Source organism: Croceicoccus marinus, assembly GCF_001661675.2.
Classification (GTDB): domain Bacteria; phylum Pseudomonadota; class Alphaproteobacteria; order Sphingomonadales; family Sphingomonadaceae; genus Croceicoccus; species Croceicoccus marinus.
Window position 1 is genome coordinate 2,149,980 of record NZ_CP019602.1, and the last position, 15,646, is coordinate 2,165,625.

The 15,646-nt window shown below is 68.0% G+C and carries 15 protein-coding genes; 11 read left to right on the forward strand and 4 right to left on the reverse strand.

Translation table 11 applies throughout. The annotated features are described in order from the left end of the window. The first annotated feature begins 4 nt into the window (after positions 1-4). From A9D14_RS10295 to A9D14_RS20465, 3 genes are all read left to right on the forward strand, one after another. Positions 5-943, forward strand: coding sequence for a hemolysin family protein (locus tag A9D14_RS10295; RefSeq protein WP_066846031.1), 939 nt, complete (start codon positions 5-7; stop codon positions 941-943). Next, entirely contained in the window at positions 943-1,830 is an 888-nt protein-coding gene (locus A9D14_RS10300) for a LysR substrate-binding domain-containing protein (protein WP_083987845.1), read from the forward strand. The genes A9D14_RS10295 and A9D14_RS10300 overlap by 1 nt, the downstream gene beginning before the upstream one ends. 279 nt (positions 1,831-2,109) lie before the next feature. Continuing rightward, entirely contained in the window at positions 2,110-2,556 is a 447-nt protein-coding gene (locus A9D14_RS20465) for an acyl carrier protein (RefSeq protein WP_415877333.1), read from the forward strand. A gap of 140 nt (positions 2,557-2,696) precedes the next feature. Here A9D14_RS20465 and A9D14_RS10305 read toward each other — a convergent pair whose 3' ends face one another. After that, the gene (locus tag A9D14_RS10305; protein ID WP_066842490.1) at positions 2,697-3,161 is read right to left on the reverse strand and encodes a peptidylprolyl isomerase; all 465 of its coding nucleotides are present in this window, start codon (positions 3,159-3,161) and stop codon (positions 2,697-2,699) included. 282 nt (positions 3,162-3,443) lie between these two features. Here A9D14_RS10305 and mgtE point away from each other — a divergent pair, with 282 nt between their 5' ends. Continuing rightward, a complete protein-coding gene (gene mgtE / locus A9D14_RS10310; protein ID WP_087910495.1) occupies positions 3,444-4,919 on the forward strand; it encodes a magnesium transporter in 1,476 nt (491 codons plus the stop codon). 39 nt (positions 4,920-4,958) lie between these two features. Beyond that, the gene (locus A9D14_RS10315) at positions 4,959-5,351 is read left to right on the forward strand and encodes a DUF1489 family protein (protein WP_066846038.1); all 393 of its coding nucleotides are present in this window, start codon (positions 4,959-4,961) and stop codon (positions 5,349-5,351) included. 71 nt (positions 5,352-5,422) lie between these two features. Here A9D14_RS10315 and A9D14_RS19450 read toward each other — a convergent pair whose 3' ends face one another. From A9D14_RS19450 to A9D14_RS10325, 3 genes are all read right to left on the reverse strand, one after another. Then, positions 5,423-5,818 (reverse strand): hypothetical protein, encoded by a 396-nt coding sequence (locus tag A9D14_RS19450; RefSeq protein ID WP_157668190.1) that lies wholly within the window; start codon positions 5,816-5,818, stop codon positions 5,423-5,425. Next, positions 5,818-6,771 (reverse strand): NAD(+) diphosphatase, encoded by a 954-nt coding sequence (gene nudC, locus A9D14_RS10320; RefSeq protein WP_083987847.1) that lies wholly within the window; start codon positions 6,769-6,771, stop codon positions 5,818-5,820. The genes A9D14_RS19450 and nudC overlap by 1 nt, the downstream gene beginning before the upstream one ends. Before the next feature lie 84 nt (positions 6,772-6,855). Continuing rightward, entirely contained in the window at positions 6,856-7,929 is a 1,074-nt protein-coding gene (locus A9D14_RS10325) for an A/G-specific adenine glycosylase (RefSeq protein ID WP_066846040.1), read from the reverse strand. 32 nt (positions 7,930-7,961) lie between these two features. Here A9D14_RS10325 and A9D14_RS10330 point away from each other — a divergent pair, with 32 nt between their 5' ends. From A9D14_RS10330 to A9D14_RS20295, 6 genes are all read left to right on the forward strand, one after another. Next, positions 7,962-8,531 carry a DUF721 domain-containing protein gene (locus tag A9D14_RS10330; RefSeq protein WP_066848867.1) on the forward strand — a complete coding sequence of 190 codons (570 nt, stop codon included), beginning with the start codon at positions 7,962-7,964 and terminating at the stop codon, positions 8,529-8,531. 35 nt (positions 8,532-8,566) lie between these two features. Next, positions 8,567-9,253 (forward strand): DsbA family protein, encoded by a 687-nt coding sequence (locus A9D14_RS10335; RefSeq protein WP_066848876.1) that lies wholly within the window; start codon positions 8,567-8,569, stop codon positions 9,251-9,253. A 175-nt stretch (positions 9,254-9,428) separates the two neighbouring features. Next, positions 9,429-10,178, forward strand: coding sequence for a thioredoxin domain-containing protein (locus tag A9D14_RS10340; protein WP_066846042.1), 750 nt, complete (start codon positions 9,429-9,431; stop codon positions 10,176-10,178). Positions 10,179-10,206: 28 nt separating this feature from the next. After that, positions 10,207-13,638: a chromosome segregation SMC family protein gene (locus tag A9D14_RS10345; protein WP_066846050.1), complete on the forward strand. Its 3,432-nt coding sequence runs from the start codon at positions 10,207-10,209 to the stop codon at positions 13,636-13,638. After that, positions 13,638-14,105 carry a PH domain-containing protein gene (locus A9D14_RS10350; protein WP_066848879.1) on the forward strand — a complete coding sequence of 156 codons (468 nt, stop codon included), beginning with the start codon at positions 13,638-13,640 and terminating at the stop codon, positions 14,103-14,105. Before A9D14_RS10345 ends, A9D14_RS10350 begins: the two co-directional genes overlap by 1 nt. After that, a complete protein-coding gene (locus A9D14_RS20295) occupies positions 14,098-15,642 on the forward strand; it encodes a PH domain-containing protein (protein ID WP_066846053.1) in 1,545 nt (514 codons plus the stop codon). Before A9D14_RS10350 ends, A9D14_RS20295 begins: the two co-directional genes overlap by 8 nt. The last annotated feature ends 4 nt before the right edge of the window (positions 15,643-15,646 follow it).

The following is a 15,646-nucleotide window of genomic DNA, read 5'->3' on the forward strand; positions in this document are numbered from 1 at the left end:
GCTCATGGCCGAGAACAGTCACAGTACCGACACCGGCTCCCAGGAGCCGGACAGGCGCCTTTTATGGCACCGCATCCGCTCGTTCTTCGATAGCGGCGACGGCGAGCAATCGCTGCGCGCGCAGATCGAGGAGGCCATCGACGAGCACGAGGAAGAGGAAGGCCGCGAAGGCCCCACGCACGAGAGCGGCGACCTGTCGCAGATCGAGCGGCAGATGCTGCGCAACCTCCTCCATTTCTCGGAAAAGGACGCCGACGACGTGTCCATTCCGCGCGGCGAGATCATCGCGATCGACCGCGCCGCAAGCTGGGACGTGCTGGTCGCCACCTTTGCCGAGCATGGCCATTCGCGCCTGCCGGTCTTTTCCGAAACGCTGGACCACGTGATCGGCATGATGCTGATCAAGGATGTCTTCCCGTTCCTGGCGCAGAACCGTCCGCCGCCCAAGGACTGGACGACGCTGATGCGCCAGCCGCTCTATGTGCCGCAGGCGCGCGGGGCGCTGGACGTGCTGGCCGACATGCGTTCGCGCCGGGTCCATCTGGCCATCGTGGTCGACGAATATTCGGGCACCGACGGCGTCATCACCATTGAGGATCTGGTCGAGGAGATCGTCGGCGATATCGAGGACGAGCATGACGACGCGCCCGTCGAATTGCTGGTCCCCATCGACGAGGGCATGTGGGACGCCGACGCCCGCGCGCAGCTGATCGACGTTGCGCGACGGGTCGATCCGCGCCTGGCCGAGGTCGAAGGACAGGTTGACACGCTGGGCGGTCTCGCCTTCGTTCTGGCCGAGCGCGTGCCCACGGTGGGCATGGTGCTGGAACATGACAGCGGCTGGAAGCTGGAAGTGATCGCGGGCGACGAACGCCATGTCGAACGCATCCGCCTGCACCCGCCGGCGAGCGAACCCGCCGCAGACGACGAAAGTGCCGATTGATGGCGACACGCCGCCTTCCACCACTCCGCTCTCTGGAAGCTTTCGTGCGTATCGTCCGGCTGGGTTCGGCCAAGGCCGCCGCGGCGGAACTGGCGCTCAGCCCGTCGGCCCTGTCGCGCCGCGTCACCGCGCTTGAAGATTACACGGGCCGCAAGCTGTTCAACCGCGGCCACCAGACCATGAAGCTGACCGAGGACGGGCAGGCGCTGTTCGACGCGGTCGCCCCGGCGCTTGACGAGCTGGCCGAGCAGGTCGGGCGGCAGATGGCCGACAACAAGATCATGCGCCTGCGCCTGAACGTGCTGCCCTTGTTCGGCGAGCAGCGGCTGATGCCCCGCCTGCCCGAGCTGAGGCAGCTGTATCCGGCGCTGCACATCGACATCGACAGCTCGCCCAATCCGATGGCGCGGCTGGGCGAATCGATCGACGCGGCCATCGTCATCGCCGACCAGATCGATCCGCGCCTGCACGCGGTGCGGCTGGACCAGAACAAGGTCCACGCCATCGCCTCGCGCAAGACGGTGGACGAGCTTGGCGACGTGCCCGATCCGGCGCGGCTGGAGGCCATGAACTACCTGGTCCATTCGGACATGGACCTTAGTTTCAATGCCTGGCGCCAGGCGGTCGGCATCGACAGCCGGCGCGAACCGCTGGTCGATCATTTCGATTCGGGCGCGCTGATCCTGGAAGGCGCGGCGCAGGGGCTTGGCATCGCGATCATGCACGGCGACCACCTTACCCGCGCGCGCGACGAGCGGCTGGCCCGCCTGTTCCCCGAGCTCGAGATCGAGAGCCCCTACAGCTTCTGGTTCGTCTGCCGCCCCAAGGCGCTGGAAACCCGGCCCGTGCGGATCTTCCACGACTGGCTGCAGAGTGCCAAACTGTAGCCCGCGATTTTAGGCGAGGATTGCGAAGCGAGCGCAGACTAAAATCGCCAGAGGCGAAAGTGCGGACGCCAGAAACCTTTACGGCCGCGCGGGCCTAAGCCCGCAGCGAGTCGTTCGACGTCACAGCCGCGGCTTTGCCGTGGCTGGGGTCTGCGCACCAATAACGAACAGAATCATTGAAGGTCGGCTATCGATATCGCCGCGAATTGGCTCGAACGGCGGGAATGGGGTGGGAAGCTGCTATTGTCAAAACGCTGCTGAATGGGACAAAGACGCGCAATGCAAAGCCGTGACCTACACTCCGAAATCATTGGCTTGGTTGCACACGAGCTTGGCCTGCCCCGCGAAAAAATTCACCTTTCAGACCGATTGCTCCATGACCTTGGCATGGATGGGGACGATGCCGTGGACTTTTTCAACAGCGTGCATCAGAGATTCGGAACGGACTTAACTCATCTACACGAGAATTGGAGCGAACACTTCGGACCAGAAGGGTTTTCGTGCTGGTATGGATTGGCCATCATCCCTGCTGCCGTCGTCGGAGGCGCAGTGGCGCGCATGAGTGGCCTTTCCGCAGTCTGGGGCTTCGTCATCACCGTAGCTATACTCGCGGCGGTGCTCTGGGTTTCGCGACGATGGGGACCAGCTGATAGGACAGTCCCTATTACGGTCGAGCAAGTGTCTGCCGCTGTCGAGGCTGGTGTGTGGCCCAAACGTCCTGATTAGTAATGTCCGAAACCGGTCGGAAGCGGAAGGTTCGCTTTTGGACCGAAAAAGCCAACAGCCGCCCCGCTCCACCCGCAAAACACCACAAAAAAAGGGGCGCCAATCAGCGCCCCTCCTTCATGCATCGCTAACGGCCCCAATTACGAAACCGTGGCCTTCACGATCTTGCCTGGGTTTGCCGGCGGCTCGCCCTTGGGCAGTGCGTCGACGTGGTCCATGCCTTCCTCGACCTCACCCCAGACGGTGTACTGGCGGTCCAGGAAACGGGCGTCGTCGAAGCAGATGAAGAACTGCGAATTGGCGCTGTTGGGCGCGGATGTGCGCGCCATCGAGCAGACGCCGCGCGTGTGCGGGTGGTCGTTGAACTCGGCCTTCAGGTCGGGCTTGTCCGAACCGCCCATGCCGGTGCCGTTCGGACAGCCGCCCTGCGCCATGAAGCCGGGGATGACGCGGTGGAACTTCACGCCGTCGTAGAAGCCTTCGCCGGCCAGTTCCTTGATGCGCTCCACATGGCCGGGGGCCAGGTCGGGACGCAGCTTGATCACGACGTCGCCGCCTTCGCCATTGCCGGTATCGAGCGTGAGGGTGAGTTTATCCTCGGACATGAAATCTCCTTTGTCGCCCCTGTCGGCGGGGCGTTCCTGCGGGTCGCAGACGCATATAGGCAATCGCCGCGATATGTCACGCCCGCGCCGCGCAACAACGCCGTCCACAGGCGCTGCCCGCCAGTCCACAGGCTTTTGCCGCGCTTCTCCACGCGGCGTTCCCCGGATCTGTCCACAGCCTGTCCACATCGGCGGCGGGGGGGGGGGGGGGGGGGGGGGGGGGGGGAGAGAGCCGCGTTTCCCGGTTGATTTCGCGGTGCAGCATTCTAGACACCGGCAGTGATGGACCGCGACGATCTCAATCCTGCCCGCGAGCATGACGCCGACCGGGCGACGCTGGAGGATATCATCGCGGCGGAGGACGCCGATCGCGTGAGCGAGGCCGAGGAAGCGCGCGCCGAGCGGCTGGACGAGGATGACCGGCTGAAGCCCGAATTCGTCGAGGCGGTGCGCGAGGCGCTGCAGGAGGACGCCGAGACCGACGTCCGCGACCTGGTCGAACCGCTCCATCCCGCCGACATCGCCGATCTTTTCGAAATCCTGCCGCGAGAGGACCGCCCGGCACTCGCCCGCGGCATCGCCGATCTGATGAGCGGCGAAGTCATTTCGGAAATGAACGATTACGTTCGCGACGACCTGCTGGAATCGCTGCCGCCCGATGCGGTCGCCGGCATTGCCGAACAGCTGGAAACCGACGACGCCGTCGCGCTGATCGAGGATCTGGACGCCAGCGACCAGGCCGCCGTCCTGGCAGAGATGGGTCCCGAAGACCGCGCCGCGATCGAAAGCGCGCTGTCCTTCCCCGAGGAATCGGCGGGCCGCCTGATGCAGCGCGACCTGGTTGCGGTGCCCGAGCATATCAGCATCGGCGATCTGATCGATTACATGCGCGAGAATGCGGACCTCACCACCGAGTTCTGGGAGGTCTTCGTCGTCGATCCCACCCATCGCCCGGTCGGTTCGGTGCAGCTGTCGTGGATCCTGCGCACGCCGCGCGGGGTCGCCATCGCCGACGTGATGAAGCGCGACCAGACGCTGATCCCCGCCGACCTGGACCAGGAAGAGGTCGCGCTGCGCTTCCAGAAATACGCGCTGATTTCCGCGGCGGTGGTGGACAAGGCGGGGCGGCTCATTGGCCAAATCACCGCCGACGACGTCGCGCATATCATCCAGGAAGAAGCGGGCGAGGATACGCTGCTGCTGTCGGGCGCGGGCGAAGGCGACATCAACGAGCCGATCCGCACGTCCTATTCGCAGCGCGTGCGCTGGCTGATCGCGAACCTGGGCACGGCGCTGGTCGCTTCGCTGATCATCGCGGCGTTCGGCGCGGCGATCGAGCAGCTGGTGGCGCTGGCGATCCTGATGCCCGTCGTCGCCAGCATCGGCGGCAATGCGGGCACGCAGACCATGGCGGTGTCGGTCCGCGCGCTGGCGATGAACCAGCTGACGCGGTCAAACACCAGCCGCGTGATCTGGCGCGAGATGCGGGTCGCGCTGCTGAACGGCATCACCGTGGCGGCGCTGATCGGCGCGGCGACGGCGGCGATCTTCACCCCGATGCTGGGCGTGGTAATCGCGGCGGCGGTCGTGCTGAACATCATCACGGCGGGCATGGCGGGGGTGCTGGTGCCGGTGATCTTCGACCGGCTGGACCAGGACCCGGCGGTCGCGTCCTCGGTCTTCGTGACGATAATCACCGATTCGATGGGCTTCTTCGCCTTCCTCGGCCTTGCCGTGGCATCGGGGCTGGTCGGCTGAATTCTTGAGTCGCCGCACCGGGCACCTATCTTAGAGCGGATGCCCCTTCATCTGACCAAGATCGCTTTCGGCGCACAGAGCTATGACGATATCGAAGGCTGGTTCGCCAATCGCCCGCGCCTGTCGCTGAACACGCGCTATTGCCCCAAGCGGGTCGAGGAGCTGGAGGGCGGCTCGCTCTACTGGATCCACGAACATGCGCTGGTGGCGCGCAGCCCGATCACCGGGTTCGAGCAGCAGGACAACGGCCGCTGGTGGATCCACCTGGAGCCCCGACTGATCCGCGTTCAGACCCGCCCGCGCCGCGCGCACCAAGGCTGGCGCTATCTGAAGGACGAGGACGCCCCCGCCGATCTGGCTGAGGGAGAAGAGGCAGGCGACGTGCTGCCCGGCAGGCTGCTGGGACAGTTGACCAAGCTGGGGCTGGTCTAGGCGCGGCGATCGGGTGCGATCGGAATTGGCCGGACTACAGAAGGGGGTGGAAAGCGGACCTCAGGCGACGGCTATCGTCTCCAATAATCTGCTCCATTCAGCTCGGCATCTTTTGCAGATAAGAACCGCCAAATCCCGAGGAGAACCGATAGGGCGAGTGCGTAAGGAGCGAAAATAGTCAGGAAATAAGTCAGCAGATCAGGTTCCAGATCGCAGCAAAGATACAGTCGTAATTTGATCGACCACCACGCCAGCGCGAGCCAAGGAATGAACATGATCGCGCTTAGCACGAAAACCGCGCCAGCAGCCCTAGCGGCGAAATAGACCAGCACTTTGATAGCTAAACGCCCCCGAAGATCGCGGCGGGCATAACAACTTACTTTATGTCCGCAATCAGTCGTAACCGGAACGACAGCTTTCGGGACATGCGCGCAAAAGCTGACGGCAGGCCCCTGCCGAACCGCCACTACCCTGCAGGGCGATCCAGCCAGTCGCGCAGCAGGCTGTTGGCGATGGCATGGCGCGGCGGGGGCAGGAATGTCTTGCCGGGCAGATCCTCGAGCGCCGCGAACAATTCGGCGCGGGTGGCCCAGAACGCATCGTCCAGCTCGGTCCGGTCCACCGCCAGCGTGGAGTGATCGGTCATCGCATGGCATCCGATCATCAGCTGCGAGGGGAACGGCCACGCCTGGCTCGACCGATAGCGGACCGAATGGACCTTCAGCCCGGCTTCCTCCAGCGTTTCGCGCTGCACCGCCTGTTCGATCGTCTCCCCCGGCTCGACGAAGCCGGCCAGCGCGGAATAGCGCCCTTCCGGCCAGCCGAGCCCGCGGCCCAGCAGCACCAGCCGCTCGCCATCGGGGGTGACGTGTTCGATCGTCATAATGACCACCGGGTCGGTGCGCGGGAAATGCGAGGTGGCGCAGGCATCGTCGGTGCAGTCGCGCTGCCAGCCGCCCTTGCCCTGCACCGTCATCGATCCGCAGCGCGCGCAGAAACGGTGGCTGGCGTGCCAGCTGGCCAGGCTGCGCGCGGCGGAGAAGGTGGCGAAATCCTGCTGGCTTAGCTGCCCCGCCTGCAGCCATGCCTTTCCGCGCGCGTCGCCCCCTTCCAGCATGCGCGGCACGGCGGCGAAACAGCCGCGGTCGCCGTCGAGGCCCAGGAACACCAGCTCCGCCCCGGCAGGCGCATCGTCCAGCGTGCCCCAGTCGAGCCGCCCGTCCTCGCTCACCCAAGGATCGCAGCAATCCATCCGCAGCAGCAGCGCCCGGTCGCCCATCAGCGCGGACAGCGCCTCGGGATCGGCGCGGACGTGATCGGCGCGGTCGACCCGGCGCGAACGGCGGCGATCGCTTTCGGCGCCGTCGTTGCGGGCTTCCGTCACACCATCCGTTACCGGGCCCGTCGAACCATCGGCCATGCAATATCCCTGTCTATGTTCCCAGCCCGTCCGGCCTAGCGCCGCAGCGTGGCGGATTGCAAACGGGATGGCAGAAACTCCCTATCATTCCGTTGCCGCCATCACCTTGACCGCATTGGCGAAAAGCGTGGGCAGACCGGCATCGGCGATGCGGTCCAGTGGCCACCATTCGCCTCCCAGCTCCTCGGCCAGCCGCGCGGGGGCGTCGCGGGTGGCGGCGATCCGCATCTGCAGCGAGAAATGGGTGAAGACATGGCGCACCTGCGCAGCGGCTTCGTGCCATTCGGCCCCGACCGGCGGTACCCCATCGCCATCGCGCCGCGCTGCCCAGCCGTCGTCAGGCAGAGCGCGCATCCCGGCCAGCATGCCCCTGCCCGCCCGCTTCACCAGCAGCACATGGCCGTCCCGCTCGATCCAGAAGGCGGTGCCGGTCCGTTCGGGCCTGGGCTTTTTCGCGGCCTTGACCGGCAGGCTGGCGGCAATCCCCTGCGCCTGCGCGCGGCAATCGCGCCGCAGCGGGCAGACCAGGCACTTCGGCTCGCGCGAGGTGCAGATGGAGGAGCCGAGATCCATCATGGCCTGCGCGAAATCGCCGGCGCGCGCGTCGGACGTGATGCTGCCCGCCGCCGCGCGTATCGCGGGGCGCGAGGCGGGCAGCGGCGTGGCGATCGCGAACAGGCGGGACACCACGCGCTCCACATTGGCGTCGACCGCGACCGCGCGCTGGCCAAAGGCGATGGCCGCGATGGCGGCGGCGGTATAGGCGCCCACGCCCGGCAAGGCGCGCAGGCCGTCCTCGGTCTCGGGAAATCTGCCGCCCGCCTCTGCCACCGTGCGCGCGCAGGCGATCAGATTGCGGGCGCGCGCATAATATCCCAGCCCTGCCCATGCGGCGAGCACGTCCTGATCCGGCGCGGCGGCCAGCGCCGCTACATTGGGCCAGCGGGCAGTGAAATCCTTGAAGTATGGCTTCACCGCAGCGACCGTCGTCTGCTGCAGCATGATTTCGGACAGCCAGACGCGATAGGGGTCGGCAGGCACATTGCTGCCCGGCGCTGTGCGCCAGGGCAGCGTGCGCGCGTTGGCATCGTACCAGCGCAGCAGGTCGGGCGCGATCCGGGCCGCACGATCGGCATTATTTTGCGGGGAACTGGTCACGGCATGGGCCCTATGGCATGGGCTGGCAGGTCATGGAAAGCGACTCCGACAAGCCTGCGAAACGCCCTGCCGGAAAGGCCGCGAAAGCACCCGCGAAGGCGCCAAAGGCATATGAGCGTCCGCGCGGCGGAGCGGCCAAGCCGATCGGCGACCTGATGCCGCAGATCGGGCGCACTGCCTTTCGCCGTTTCGGCTTCGTGCAGTCGAGCGTGGTGTCGCGCTGGTCCGAGATCGTCGGCCCGCAGCACGCCCGCGTCTCCGCGCCCGAGGCGATCCGTTTTCCTCCGGGCGAAAAAGCGGGCGGCACGCTGCATCTGGTGGTGATGCCCGCGCATGCGCCGCTGATCCAGCATGTCATTCCCGAAGTGATCGAGCGGGTGAACCGCTTTTTCGGCTATAGCGCGGTCGCGCATGTCAGGATCCGGCAAGGACAGGTTCAGCCCGCCCCCGGCACTGAGCACGGCGGAAAGCCCAAGGCCCCGCCCTCGCTCAAGCCAATTCCGATGGAACTGGGCGATTCGCTGCGCGATATCGGCGATCCCGAATTGCGCACGGTGCTGGAATCGCTGGCGCGGTCGCTCGGCGGGAACGGGCCGGCCTGAAGAACCGGGGTTTGGGAATGAAGGATGGATCGCGCATGAAAAGCGGTTTTCGCGTTCTGGTCACCACGCTGGCGGCGGCGCTCGCGCTGGGCGCGGGCACGGCGGGGGCCGCGGGCCCGCAGGGCGTCACCCGGATCGAGCCGGGCGTCCACCGCATCGGCAAGGCCGAGGCGCCGCTGACCCTGACCGAATATGTCAGCTATACCTGCCCGCATTGCGCGCATTTCGAACATGACGCGGGCAAGGAACTGCTGGTCGGCTATGCCGCCACCGGCAAGGCATCGGTGGTGGTGCGCAACCTGGTGCGCGACCCGGCGGACCTGGCCGCCGCGCTGCTGTCCAATTGCGGCGGCGACGATCGCTTCATCGCCAATCACGGCGCGATCATGGGCGCGCAGGACGAATGGCTGGGCCGGCTGCGCGATGCCACCGCGGCGCAGCGGGCCCGCTACCAGACCGGCAGCTTCGCCGCGCGCATGCAGGCAATGGCGCGCGATGCCGGTCTTTACGAGATCATGGTCCGGCGCGGCTATGGCAAGACACAGCTCGACCGCTGCCTTGCCGACGAGGCGATGGCCAGGACCCTGTCCGAAAACACCGCATCCTATCTGAAGCAGGGCGTGTCGGGCACGCCCAGCTTCGACATCGACGGCGTGCTGCTGGCGGGGACGCATGACTGGGCCGCGCTCAAACCCCAGCTCGACGCGCGCATGAAGCGCTGATTCGCTGCCCGGGCACGCGCGAATGCGCTGTCCGCCCGGTTGCGATACCGCCAGGAACCGCCGAAACGCTTGGATCGGGCGCGGTGCTTGTGCAAAACCGGCCCCCGAACCTGTTACCCCGCTTCCGCTCGGCGCATCGCTTGCGCTAGATTTTGTTCAGATTGGAAAGAAGACGATGATCAAAGCCCGTTTCTCCCGGCCGCTCCTGGCCCTGGCACTGGCGCCGCTGGCGACGCTGGCCGCGTGCAATTCGGCGGAAGAACCGGCCGAAGGCGCGGTCGAGAGCGAGCCGGTCGAAGCCGTCGCCGCGCCCGAGGGGCAGAGCTGGTCGCAGATGGTGACGCAGACCGAGCAGGGCGGTTACCTGATGGGCAACCCCGACGCGCCGATCAAGCTGGTCGAATATGGCGCGCTGTCCTGCTCGCATTGCGCCGATTTCGCCGAGACCGCGGGGCCCGAACTGCGCAGCGACTACATCGACAGCGGACGAGTCAGCTTCGAGACCCGCTTCGTCGTGCTGAACGCGATGGACGTGCCCGCCGGGCTGCTGGTGCAATGCTCCGCGCCCGAGGCGACCGTCGCGCTGGCCGACCAGTTCTGGGCCAGCCAGGCATCTTTCTTCGAAAATGCGCAGCAGGCGGGCGAAGGCGCGTTCCAGCAGGCATCCAGCCTGCCGCCCGAACAGCGGCTGGTGGCGATGGCCGAACTGTTCGGCATGATCGACTTCTTCGCCTCGCGCGGGATTTCGCGCGACCAGGCGTTGGCGTGCCTGACCGATCTGGATGCGGCGCAGGAATTCGTCGACACCTCGAACAGCTACGAGGTCACTTCGACCCCGACGCTGGAAATCAACGGCACGCGTCTGACCAGCGCCCCCTCCTGGGAAGAGCTGGAGCCCGCCTTGCAGCGCGCGGGCGCTCGGTAATGGCGCCCGGCGGCGTCACTGTCTGCTGATGCAGTTTCGCCGCCTCCGCCTTTCCGGGTTCAAGAGCTTCGTCGAGCCGGCGGAGCTGAGGATCGAACCGGGGCTGACGGGTGTCGTCGGCCCCAACGGGTGCGGCAAGTCCAACCTGCTGGAAGCGATCCGCTGGGTGATGGGCGAAAGCTCGGCCAAGTCGATGCGCGGGTCGGGGATGGAGGATGTCATCTTCGCGGGCACCGCCAGCCGCCCGCCGCGCAGCTTTGCCGAAGTCTCGCTGCTGATCGAAAGCGCCGAAGGCGACGAGACGGATGTCACCCGCCGGATCGAACGGGGCGCGGGCAGCGCCTATCGCCTGAACGGCAGCGACGTGCGCGCCAAGGACGTCGCGCTGATGTTCGCCGATGCCGCGACCGGCGCGCATAGCCCCGCGCTGGTCAGCCAGGGCAAGATTGCCGCCGTCATCGCCGCCAAGCCCGCCGAACGCCGCCAGATGCTTGAGGAAGCGGCGGGCATTTCGGGCCTGCACGTCCGGCGCAAGGACGCCGAACAGAAATTGCGCGCGACCGAGGCAAACCTGGCGCGGCTGGAGGATCTGCTGGCACAGCTGGACAGCCGCATGGGCGCACTGCGGCGGCAGGCGAAGGCGGCGGATAAATACCGGGAGCTATCGGACCGGATTCGCGTGGCCGAGGCGCAAGTGCTGTTCGCCCGCTGGCGCGAGGCTGCCGCCGCCGCCGATGCCGCCCGCGCGCTGGCGAAGGAAAGCGAGGCGGCGGTGACCGCGGCGCAGGCCGCCACCACCGCCGCGCAGGACGCGCAGCGCGCCAATGCGGTAAAACTGGCGCAAGCGCGCGAGGACATGGCCGACCGGCGCGACGACGTCTCGGCACAGGCGAACCTGCTGACCATGCTGACCGGCAGGCTGGAAGCGGCGGAAGAGAAGCTCGCCGATCTCGACCGGCAATTCGCCCGTCTGGGCAAGGACGAAGGCGACGCGGAGGAAAGCACGCGCAACGCCGCCGAGGCGATGGCTAGGCTGACGAAAGACATCGCTTCGGCGCAGAAGGCGCTGGCGGGTGACGAGCAGCGCCGCCCTTCGCTCGCCGCCGCACAGGACGATGCCGAACGCGCGGGCCGCGCCGCCGAGCTGGCGCTGGCGCAGGCGACCGCCGACCAGGCGCGGGTGGAAGCCGACTGGCGCGTGGCCGCGGCCGCGGTGGCGCAGGCACAGAACACCTTGTCGCGCGCCGAACGCGAGCTGGAACGCAGCGAAGCCGAACGCGACGCGCTGGGCAGCGAGGACGCGCTGCGCGAGACCTTGCGCGATGCCGAAGCCCGATGCGAACAGGCAGGCGCGGCACGCACCCGGGCGCGCGAAGCCATCGACGAGGCGCGGATCGCGCGCGATGCCGCCAGCGCCCGCCGCGATGCCAGCGCCAGCGCCTTGTCCTCTGCCCGCGCCGAACTGGCGGGCGTGGAGCGCGAGCATGACGCGCTGCTGCGCGACCGCATGGCGCGCGAAAAGGCCGACAAGGGCGCGAAAGGCCGCAGGCGCGCCATCGATGCGGTCAAGGCCGCACCCGGATACGAACGCGCGCTCGCCGCCGCGCTGGGACGCGACGGCGCGGCGCTGCTTGCCGCGCCTGCCGATGGCGAGGAAGGGCGGTTCTGGACCGGGTCCGACGTGCCCCCGAAGCATGCCGACAGCCTTGCCGCCCATGTGACCGATGCGCCGGCGGAGTTGCGGGCGCGGCTGGCGCTGGTGCGCGTGGCCGACGCGGACAGCGGACAGACCCTTGCCCCCGGCGAATGGCTGGTGACGCGGGCGGGCGCGCTGCGGCGCTGGGACGGTTTCGTGGTGCGCGGCGAAGGCGCGGCGGAAGCGGCCATGCTGGAAGCGGCGAACCGGCTGGATGCGCTGGCGGCAAGGCTGCCCGATCTGCGCGATGCGCTGACACGCGCCGAGGCGGAGCAGGCCGAGGCCAGCGCCGCCTTCGAGCAGGCGCGCGACGCCAATGCGCAGGCCGAACGCGCGATGACGGCGGCAGCGGACGAGGAACGATCGGCCCTGATGGCGCGCGGCCAGGCCGAGGCTGCGCTGGACCGGCTGCTGCGTGCCCGCGCCGAAATGGCCGAACGGGTGCGGGAACTGGCGGGAAGGGTCGCCGTCGCCACGGAAGAATTGGCCGATGCCGCCGCGCAGCGCGATGCCCTGCCCGATCCGACCGCGCAGCGGCAGGCGAGCGAAGCCGCGCGCAACCGCAACGATGCCGCGCGCACGAGGCTGCAGCAGGCAATGGCCGAGCATGCCGCGCTGGAGCAGGCGATTGCCGTTGGGCGCGAGCGGATCAACGCGATGCGCACCGACATGCGCGGCTGGGACGCGCGGTCGGGCGATGCGGCGCGGCGGCTGGCCGATGTCGCGCGCCGGCGCGAGGAGATCGAGGAAGAGCGCGCGATCACCGCCGCGAAGCCCGAGGCGCTGCAGTCGGAGATCGAGCAAGCCAGCGCCGCGCGCGACCGGCTGACCGCCGAGCTGGACAAGGCGCAGGCCGCGCATGGCGAAGCCGAAGCCGCCGCACGCGAGGCCGACGCCGTCTTCGCCGCCGCCAATGAAACGCTGGCCGCCGCGCGCGAGGCCCGCGCCGGTGCCGCCGCCCGCGCCGAGAACGAGGAAACGCGCCGCGGCGAATTCGCGCGCGCCAGCGGAGAGCGCTTTCACTGTCCTCCCCCGTTGCTGCCCGAACGGATCGGCTTCGACGGCGCCGAGGCGGCGGCGATTTCCGCCGAACGGCACGCGCAGCAGCTGGACAGCCTGAGCGCGGCGCGCGAACGGCTTGGCCCCGTCAACCTGGTGGCCGCCGACGAGTTGGCCGAAGCCGAGGCGGAGCACGGATCGAGCGCTGCCGAACAGGCCGAGCTGGCCGAAGCGGTGCACCGGCTTCGCGGCTCCATCGGCAGCCTCAACCGCGAGGGGCGCGAGCGGCTGCGTGCGGCGTTCGACGCGGTGGACGAGCATTTCCGCTCGCTGTTTTCCACCCTGTTCGGCGGCGGGCAGGCGCATCTGGCACTGGTCGACAGCGACGACCCGCTTGAGGCAGGGCTTGAGATCTATGCCCAGCCGCCGGGCAAGAAGCTGCAATCGCTGACCCTGCTTTCGGGCGGCGAACAGGCGCTGACCGCGGTGGCGCTGATCTTCGCGCTGTTCCTGACCAATCCGGCGCCGATCTGCGTGCTGGACGAGGTCGACGCCCCGCTCGACGATGCCAATATCGAACGCTTCTGCGACCTGCTTGAAGTGATGGTCCAGCAGACGCAAACGCGTTACCTGATCGTGACGCATAATGCCGTTACCATGAGCCGGATGCACCGGCTGTTCGGTGTCACCATGGTCGAACAGGGCGTATCGCGGCTGGTCAGCGTGGATCTTGGGGGAGCAGAGGAATTGCTGGCAGCGGAATGATGACGGACGAGCTTACCCCCCTGCACCCCGCGCATCGCACCGCGCTGATGATCGAGGGGGCATTCGTCGCGGTCCCCCTTCTGGTCGCGGGCATCGTGTTCGAGATCATCGGCGTCCTGCCGACCGGCGTGCTAATCGTCCCGGCCGTGCTGGTCGCGTTATGGGCCTTGGGCTGGGCGCCCCGGCGCCGCTATCGGCACAAGGGTTTCACGCTGGGCAAGGACAGGCTGCGCGTGGTCAAGGGCTGGCTGTTCCACCGCGACACGGTGGTGCCGTTCGGGCGGGTGCAGCATATCGACGTGATCCGGGGTCCGGTCGAGCGTATGCTGGGCCTGTCGACGCTGGTGCTGCATACCGCGGGATCGCACAACAGCTCGGTTTCGCTGCCCGGCCTGATGGACAGCGACGCGCAGGCTATGCGCGAGATGATCCGCGGCCACATCACGCGCGAGACGGACCTTGGTTGACCTTGGCGGGGGGGCTGATCCGCGCAGGCCGGCGCCGTCCGGCGGCGAGCCGCGCCGCACCGAACTGCTGGGTATCGTACCGGGTGTCGCCAAGGCGCTGGCACAGGCGTTATTCGCGGTCATCGCCGTTGCCATCGGCGCAAGCGAGCTGGGCCAGCATTCGTTCGCGCTGGTGGGCGTCGCGGTGCTGGTGATCGGCAGCGCGCTGGTCGGGTCTGTCCTGCGCTGGTGGCGTACCGAATACCGCGTGGGCGCGGACGACATCAGGCTCGAGACCGGCATCCTCTCGCGCGAGGCGCGGTCGGTTCCCTATGAGCGCATCCAGGACGTCAGCCTGGCCGAGCCGCTGCTCGCGCGCATGCTGGGTCTGGTGTCGGTCACTTTCGAGACCGGCGCGGGCGGCAAGGACGAGATCGAGCTGGCCTATGTCTCGCGTGCAGAGGGCGAGCGCCTGCGCGATGTCGTGCGGCGGCAGCACGAGGGCCCTGCGGCTGCATCCGCCGAAAACGGCGTTCAGGCCGAGGAGCCTGCGAAAACCCTGTTCGCGATGGACCTGCGGCGCGTCATCCATTTCGGCCTGTTCGAATTCTCGCTGGTGGTGCTGACGGTGATCGGCGCGGCGTTGCAGCAGCTCGATTTCCTGCTTCCCGTCGACATCTGGAGCATGCGGTTCTGGACCAGCCTGTTCGAGGTGCAGGCCGACACGATCCGCCAATGGGGCTTTGCCGCGCAGGTGCTGGCTGCGGTGCTGGCTGCGGGGTCGCTGCTGGCGCTGGGGGTGGTGACGGGCGTGATCCGCACGGTGCTGCGCGACTACGACTTCCGGCTGGAGCGGACCGACCGGGGCTTCCGCCGACGCCGCGGCCTGCTCAACCGCACCGACGTGGTGATGCCGGCACACCGTGTCCAGGCCGGCATATTGGCGACCGGGCTGGTGCGACGCTGGTTCGGCTGGCACTCGCTGAAATTCGTGAGCCTTGCCAGCGATGCCAAGTCGGCGAGCCACGATGTCGCCCCCTTCGCCCAGCCGCACGAGATCGCCCCCGTCGCGCGGGCGGCCCGGATCGCCCTGCCGGGGCCGGACATGGTCTGGCATCGCCCCAGCCCCAGGCCGTGGGTGGACAGCCTTGCCATCGTCGGCGCCCTGCTGCTTGCGGCGGGACTGGGCATGGCGATCGCCGATGCGCCGTGGTGGCCCGTGCCTTTGGCGGCGCTGCCGGTGGTGGGCGCGTTTCACCTGCTCAGCTGGCGGCGGCACGGCTGGGCAATGGAGGACGGACAGTTCTTCGTGCGGACCGGCCTTCTCGCTCCGACCGTGACATCGGCCCCCGCGGTCAAGTTGCAGAGCGTCGAGATCGCGCGCGGCCCGCTGGGCAGGCTGCGCGGCTATGTTGCGCTGAAATGCGGGCTGGCGGGCGGCAAGCTTGAAGTGGTCGGCCTGATGCACCCCGCGGCAGAGGCGCTGCGTCAGGCGATCCTTGCCGAAATCGCCCGCGTCGATTTCTCGCGGCTCAACACCCCTGCGGTAGACCGCTGATCCG